The sequence below is a fragment of the Pseudonocardia sp. genome (genome assembly GCF_050246655.1).
Classification (GTDB): Bacteria; Actinomycetota; Actinomycetes; order Mycobacteriales; family Pseudonocardiaceae; genus Pseudonocardia.
Map to the genome: position 1 here is coordinate 1 of NZ_JBFWVQ010000196.1, position 6,187 is coordinate 6,187.

A 6,187-nucleotide genomic window follows, 5' to 3' on the forward strand; every position below is an offset into this window, starting at 1 on the left:
GGAACGACACGTCGTGGAGCACCTCGACGCCGCCGCGGACGTCGAGCTGGGCCACCTCCTCCAGGGACGCGAGCGAGACCCGGTCCGCGGACGGGTAGGCGAAGGACACGCCGCGCAGCTCGACGGACAGCGGCCCGTCCGGCAGCGGCCTCGGGTGCACGGGCTCGGCGATGAGCGGCGGCAGGTCGAGGATCTCGAAGACCCGGTCGAAGCTGACCAGCGCCGTCATCACCTCGAGCCGTGCGCTCGCGAGCCCGGTGAGCGGGGCGTAGAGCCGGGTGATGAGCAGCGAGAGCGACACCACGGAGCCCGCGTCGAGCGTGCCGCGCAGCGCCAACACCCCGCCCAGGCCGTAGACGAGCGCGAGCGCCAGCGCCGAGACGAGCGTGAGTGCGGTGACGAACACCCACTGCACCATCGCGGTGCGCACCCCGATGTCGCGCACGCGCCGGGCCCGCGCGACGAACTCGGCCGTCTCCTCCGCCGGGCGCCCGAAGAGCTTCACGAGCGTGGCGCCGGGTGCGGAGAACCGTTCGGTCATCTGCGTGCCCATCGCGGCGTTGTGGTCGGCGGCCTCCCGCTCCATCACGGCGAGGCGGCGGCCCATCCGCCGGGCCGGGATCACGAACACCGGCAGCAGCACCAGCGCGAGCAGCGTGACCTGCCACGACAGGCTCAGCATCACCGCCAGCGCCAGCACCAGCGTGACCAGGTTGCCGACGACCCCGGACAGCGTGTCGGAGAACGCCCGCTGCGCCCCGATGACGTCGTTGTTGAGCCTGCTGACCAGCGCCCCGGTGCGCGTGCGCGTGAAGAACGCCACCGGCATGCGCTGGACGTGGTCGAACACCGTGGCCCGCAGGTCCAGGATGAGGTCCTCGCCGATGCTCGCGGAGTAGAAGCGGGAGACGATGCCGAGCCCTGCCTCGGCGAGCGCGAGCACCGCGATCAGCCCGGCGAGCCCGGCGACCACCTCGACCGGCTCGGCCGCTGTGATCGCGTTGACGACCCGCCCGGCCAGCACCGGCGTGGCGACCGCCAGCGCCGCCCCGGCGACGCTCAGCGCGACGAAGATGACCAGTCGCCTCGCGTGGGGACGGGCGAATCGCCCGATGCGCCGCAGCGTGGCCATCGAGAACGGCGTGCGCTGCTCGGTGGCGTTCATCGCGTGGTAGAGCGACGTCCACGCCGTCATCTCCATGCTCATCGGTCGGCTCCTCCCAGCCCGCCCGCAGTGTCGCGCAGGGGTACGACGATTCCGGCGCGGGCTTCTGAGCGGCGACGGTAGGAGCTGAAGTGAGCTTCAGGTCAAGGAGTGCTGACGACCCGAGCCACGAGCCGCAGACGGACGTCGTGCAGCTCGCGAAGATCACCTGGATCCCTCTGGATGGCCGGTCGCCCTGCTCTGCCTCCGACATGGCGGCACCACCCTGCTCGGCATCGGAATACTGGGAGCGTGGAGCTCCTCACCGACCTGCCCGTCGCGTGGGTGACCGGTGTCGTCGTCGCGTTGGCCGTGCTGTTCACCGGCAGCTGGGCAGGGGCGCTCGTCACCGTCGCGCACGAGGGCGGCCACGTCGCCGTCGCCGCGTTGACGGGTCGCCGCCCGGCCGGGTTCCGGGTGCACGAGGGGGTCGGGGGCGGGGTCACCCGGTTCGCGGGCAGCTGGGGACCGGGGCTGGTGTTCGTGTACCTCGCCGGATACGTCACCCCGCCGCTGCTCGGGCTCGGCGGGGCCTGGCTGGTCCTGGACGGCCGCGCGTGGGTCGTGCTCTGGGGCGCGGTGCTGCTGCTGGCGGGGGTGCTGTTCCTCGCGGAGACCGCGTTCACCTGGGTGCTCGTGGTGCTCGCAGGCGCGGGGATCGGGTGGGCCGCCCTGCGGGGCGCCCCGGACGTCCGGGACCTGCTCGCCACCGGCCTCGTGTGGCTCATGCTGCTGGGTGGGGTGTGGTCGCTGCGCGGGCAGGGCTGGGGGCGCCGCGGCTCGGACGCGGCGCAGCTCGCCGCGAACACGCTGGTCCCGCGTGCGTTCTGGGTGCTGGCCTTCTGGGGGGTCGCGCTGGGCTGCCTGTGGTTCGGCGGGCGGGCCCTGCTGGAGCTCTAGCAGCGCTCAGCGAAGCTCGTCACCGGCGACGAGCGGCACGTCCGGGCCGTCCGGGCCGTCGACAAGGCGCAGCGCGGGCAGGCCCAGCAGGGCGGCGGCGCCGGCCGGCGTCGCCGCCCGCACCCGCGCGGTTCCCACCGCCACCTCCGGCGGCTCGACGGCCCGGGCGACGCGGTACTGCTCGGGGGAGTCGACGTCGTCCAGGGACGCGAGCCGGGGATCCGCCGCGGCGAGCTCGGCGTCGGCGAGCAGGTCGCCCCGTCCCAGGCGGCGCACCTCGACCTCGGCGAACAGCATCGCCGGCCGCATCCGGCCCGCGGTGAGCAGCGCGTCGATACGCGAGGCCAGCGCCGTGCGGTAGGCAGCCGCCAGGGGCTGGTGGTGCCCGCCCACGACCGGCAGCGCGACGTCGATTCCCGGCGTGAGCGCGCGCAGCACGGCCCGGACGTACGCCGGGTGCAGGAACGGCAGGTCGACGGAGCACACGAACGCCCGCTCGGCCCGGCCCGCCACCGCGGCGAGCCCGGCCCCGATGCCCTGCAGCGGCCCGCGGCCCTCGACGGGGTCGCGCACCACCTCGGCGCCCACGTCCGGCAGCTCCTGGTCGGGTGCCCCGACCACCACCACCGGGCCGTCCACGCTGCGCGCCAGCACGCCTGCCGTCCGCGCGAGCAGCGTCGAGCCGTGCCACTCCAGCGCCGCCTTCGGGGCGCCCATCCGCTTCGAGCGGCCGCCCGCGAGCACGATCCCGGCGCTGCGCACCCGCGGATCCTAGGCGCGCCGCAGCTGCCGCGGGCGGTGCCGGTCTGGGAGGCTGGCGCCACGATCTCCGACCGAGCCACAGGGGGCACACCGTGGACGCCAGACCGGACGGCGCTGTGCGGCGGCCCAGCCGCGGTGACGTCATCGCGCACGGCCTGATGTGGGCGAGCCGGTGGAGCCTGAGGTTCACGATCGTCGTGATCGGGCTCTACCTGCTCTGGTACGTCATGGGGCTGCTCTGGGTGATCGTGCTGCCCGTGCTGCTCGCGATCATCATCGCGACCGTCGCCTGGCCGCCGGTGGCGTGGATGCGCCGCCACGGCGCGCCCCCGGCCGTCGCGGCCGGGCTCGTCATGCTCCTCGGGCTCGCCCTGCTCGGGCTGCTCAGCCTGCTGCTCGCGCGGTCCATCAGCGGCGGCATCCCCGAGATCGCGTCGCGAGCCGGCAGCGGCATCGCCTCGATCCAGCGGTGGGTCGCCGGCCCGCCGCTCAACCTCGGGGCCGGTGGCCAGTTCGACGCGGTGCTGGCCGAGATCACCACCAAGCTCCAGCAGAGCATCACGGTCATCGTGACCTCGGTCGCCAGCGGCGTCGGGGTGGTGGCGTCCAGCGTCGTCACCGCCTTGCTCGCGATCGTCCTCGCGTTCCTGTTCGTCAAGGACGGCCCGCGGTTCCTGCCGTGGCTGCGCGGCGTCGTCGGCCACGGGCCGGGCGCGCACCTCGCGGAGCTCCTGGGGCGGATCTGGGCCACCGTCTCCGGGTTCGTCTACACCCAGGCGGTGGTCGCGCTCATCGACTCGGTCCTCATCGGCCTCGGCCTGGTGATCCTCGACGTCCCCCTCGCGCTCCCGCTCGCGGTGCTCACCTTCCTGGGCGGGTTCATCCCGATCGTGGGCGCGCTGGTCGCCGGTGCCCTGGCCGTGCTGGTCGCGCTGGTCAGCAACGGGTTCACCACCGCACTGATCGTGCTCGCGATCATCCTGGTGGTGCAGCAGCTGGAGGGCAACGTCCTGCAGCCGATCCTGCAGTCCCGCAGCCTCTCGCTGCACGCCGCGATCGTCCTGCTCGCGGTCACCGCGGGCGGCAGCCTCTACGGCATCGGCGGGGCGTTCCTGGCGGTCCCGGCGGTGGCGGCCGCGGCGGTCGTCCTGCGCTACTTCGGTGAACTCATCGACGAGCGCACCGGCGAGGGGCCCCCGCCCGACTCGACGGACGGGCCGGAGCTGGGCGCACCCGGCGAGGTCACCCCCGTCGGGCGGCCCGTCGGCACCGCGGGCGAGGAGGCGGAGCGGGAGGGGTCGGCGGACGCGGGCGTCCCTCCCGGGACGAGCCGGAGCTGACGGGCGCGCACTAGGCTGCCGGCGCCAGGATGGCCACGCACGCCGGAGGAACGATGAGCGCCGTCGACGAGATCCTCTCCCAGATCCCGATGACCCAGCTGGCCGGCCGGTTGGGGGTCGACGCGGGCACCGCCGAACAGGCGGTCCGGCAGGCGCTGCCCGCGCTCCTCGGTGGCATCCAGGCCAACACCGACGACCCCGGGGGTGCCGCGTCGTTCGCGCGGGCCGTGTCGAGCCACGATCCCGCGCTGGTCGACGGCGGCGTGGACCTCGACCAGGTGGACGAGACGGACGGCGACAAGATCGTCGGTCACGTGTTCGGTGCGCGCCGCGACGACGTGGTGCGCGCGCTGGGCGCCCCGGGCGCGGACGCGGAGGGTCTCGACGCCCCCGCCGCGTCATCGGGCGGGGCGATCCCCACGGACCTGATCGCGAAGCTCCTGCCGATCCTCGCCCCGATCGTCATGGCGTGGCTGGCCAAGAAGCTCGGCGGGGGAGCTGCGGACGCCGGTGGCGCGCAGGCCGGGTCCGGCGGGCTCGGCGGGGTGCTCGGCGACCTTCTCGGCGGGGTGCTCGGGGGCTCCGGGGGCTCCGGGGGCTCAGGCGGCGGGCCGGATCTCGGCTCCATCCTCGGTGACCTGCTCGGCGGCGGGCGGCGCTGAGGCGAATGCGGTGATCGCCACTCCCGTGACATGACGTGCACCCGTGCACCCCACGTCACGGAACCGGCGATCACCGTCAGACCACGATCCGCATCGGGCGGCCACGGTCGTCGTCCTCGTGGCCCAGCACCTCCGCGCACCCGAGGGCGAGCCGGGCCGCCGACCACGCGGCGGCGAGCGCGTCCAGGACGTCGTCGAGGCGCGCGCCGTCGGGGAGGTCGGCGAGCGCGGTCGCCGGGTCCACCCAGCGCGCGAGGGCAGCGATCCGCTGGCCCGCACCACGCACGGACTTCTTGCGGGCGAACGCGACGGCGGGCGCCAGCCGTCGCAGCGACAGCTCCGGATGCACCTCGACGACGTGCGCTGGCCGCTCCAGGGCCTCCCACTCGCGGATCTTCGGCGCGATGTGGAACGTCTGGAGGCTGATCGCGCGCCCCGTCAGCCGGCGGGCGACGGCGCAGGCCTCTGCGTAGCCGCCGGCCTCCAGCACGGCGCGCGGTGGGGTGAAGAACACCGAGGAGCGGTCGGCCCCCAGGAGCTCGCGGGCCCGTACCTCGCAGGCCCGCCGTTCGGGGCCCGCGGGAAAGCCCAGGGGGATGTCGATGCCCACGGCGGCGCAGCGCGCCGTCGCGGCGAGCACCTCGGCCGCGGAGGTCAGGACCGACCAGCGCACGGCGCCGCCGCGCGGTGCGGCCGGGACGCCACCTGCCGTGCGGGCCGCCCGCTCCGTGCCGGTCCTGGCCGTCGACGCGGGTGTCCGGGTCCGACCGGCCCGTCGCGATCCCGGGGGCCCGTCCAGGAGTTCGACGACGGCCACGACCCAGCCATCGGGCACCCCGTCGACACCGGCGACGACGGTGTTGCGGCAGGATCTCGCACCGTGCGCGTCTACCTCGCCTCGGATCATGCCGGCTTCGAGCTCAAGGCCCGGCTGCTCGACCATCTGACCAGTCTGGGCTTCGACGTCGTCGACGTCGGCGCGGCCACCTACGACTCCCTGGACGACTACCCCCCGTTCTGCATCGAGGCCGCGCGCCGCACGGTCGCGGACGAGGGATCCCTGGGCATCGTCATCGGCGGCTCGGGCAACGGTGAGCAGATCTCAGCGAACAAGGTCCGCGGCTGCCGGGCCGCGCTGGCCTGGAGCACCGAGACGGCGAAGCTGGCCAGGCAGCACAACGACGCGCAGGTGGTCGGCATCGGGGCGCGCCAGCACACGGAGGCGGAGGCGTTCGCGATCGCGGAGGCGTTCCTGCGCACGCCGTTCTCCGGCGAGGAGCGGCACGCGCGGCGGATCCGGCTGCTGGACCAGTGGGAGA

Annotated in this window: 7 protein-coding genes; 4 read left to right on the forward strand and 3 right to left on the reverse strand. The window is 74.6% G+C overall.

What is annotated here, in order from left to right; genetic code table 11:
* A partial coding sequence (locus AB7J25_RS29810; protein WP_428514582.1) for an ABC transporter ATP-binding protein occupies window positions 1–1,207 on the reverse strand: 1,207 nt, incomplete at its 3' end.
* 249 nt (window positions 1,208–1,456) lie between these two features.
* On the opposite strand from AB7J25_RS29810, the gene AB7J25_RS29815 reads away from it, so the two are divergent.
* Window positions 1,457–2,104 (forward strand): M50 family metallopeptidase, encoded by a 648-nt coding sequence (locus AB7J25_RS29815; RefSeq protein ID WP_428514584.1) that lies wholly within the window; start codon window positions 1,457–1,459, stop codon window positions 2,102–2,104.
* Between the two features lie 6 nt (window positions 2,105–2,110).
* On the opposite strand, the gene mobA is transcribed toward AB7J25_RS29815, so the two are convergent.
* Window positions 2,111–2,866 (reverse strand): molybdenum cofactor guanylyltransferase, encoded by a 756-nt coding sequence (mobA, locus tag AB7J25_RS29820; RefSeq protein WP_428514586.1) that lies wholly within the window; start codon window positions 2,864–2,866, stop codon window positions 2,111–2,113.
* Window positions 2,867–2,958: 92 nt separating this feature from the next.
* Between mobA and AB7J25_RS29825 the strand changes: the two genes are divergently transcribed.
* Both AB7J25_RS29825 and AB7J25_RS29830 read left to right on the forward strand, forming a co-directional pair.
* Window positions 2,959–4,206, forward strand: a complete 1,248-nt coding sequence (locus tag AB7J25_RS29825; protein ID WP_428514588.1) for an AI-2E family transporter — start codon at window positions 2,959–2,961, stop codon at window positions 4,204–4,206.
* Between the two features lie 53 nt (window positions 4,207–4,259).
* Window positions 4,260–4,868: a DUF937 domain-containing protein gene (locus AB7J25_RS29830; RefSeq protein WP_428514589.1), complete on the forward strand. Its 609-nt coding sequence runs from the start codon at window positions 4,260–4,262 to the stop codon at window positions 4,866–4,868.
* 76 nt (window positions 4,869–4,944) lie between these two features.
* Here AB7J25_RS29830 and AB7J25_RS29835 read toward each other — a convergent pair whose 3' ends face one another.
* A complete protein-coding gene (locus AB7J25_RS29835; RefSeq protein ID WP_428514591.1) occupies window positions 4,945–5,703 on the reverse strand; it encodes a DUF429 domain-containing protein in 759 nt (252 codons plus the stop codon).
* Between the two features lie 45 nt (window positions 5,704–5,748).
* Here AB7J25_RS29835 and AB7J25_RS29840 point away from each other — a divergent pair.
* Window positions 5,749–6,187: ribose-5-phosphate isomerase (locus tag AB7J25_RS29840; RefSeq protein WP_428514593.1), on the forward strand; the 439-nt coding region annotated here is incomplete at its 3' end.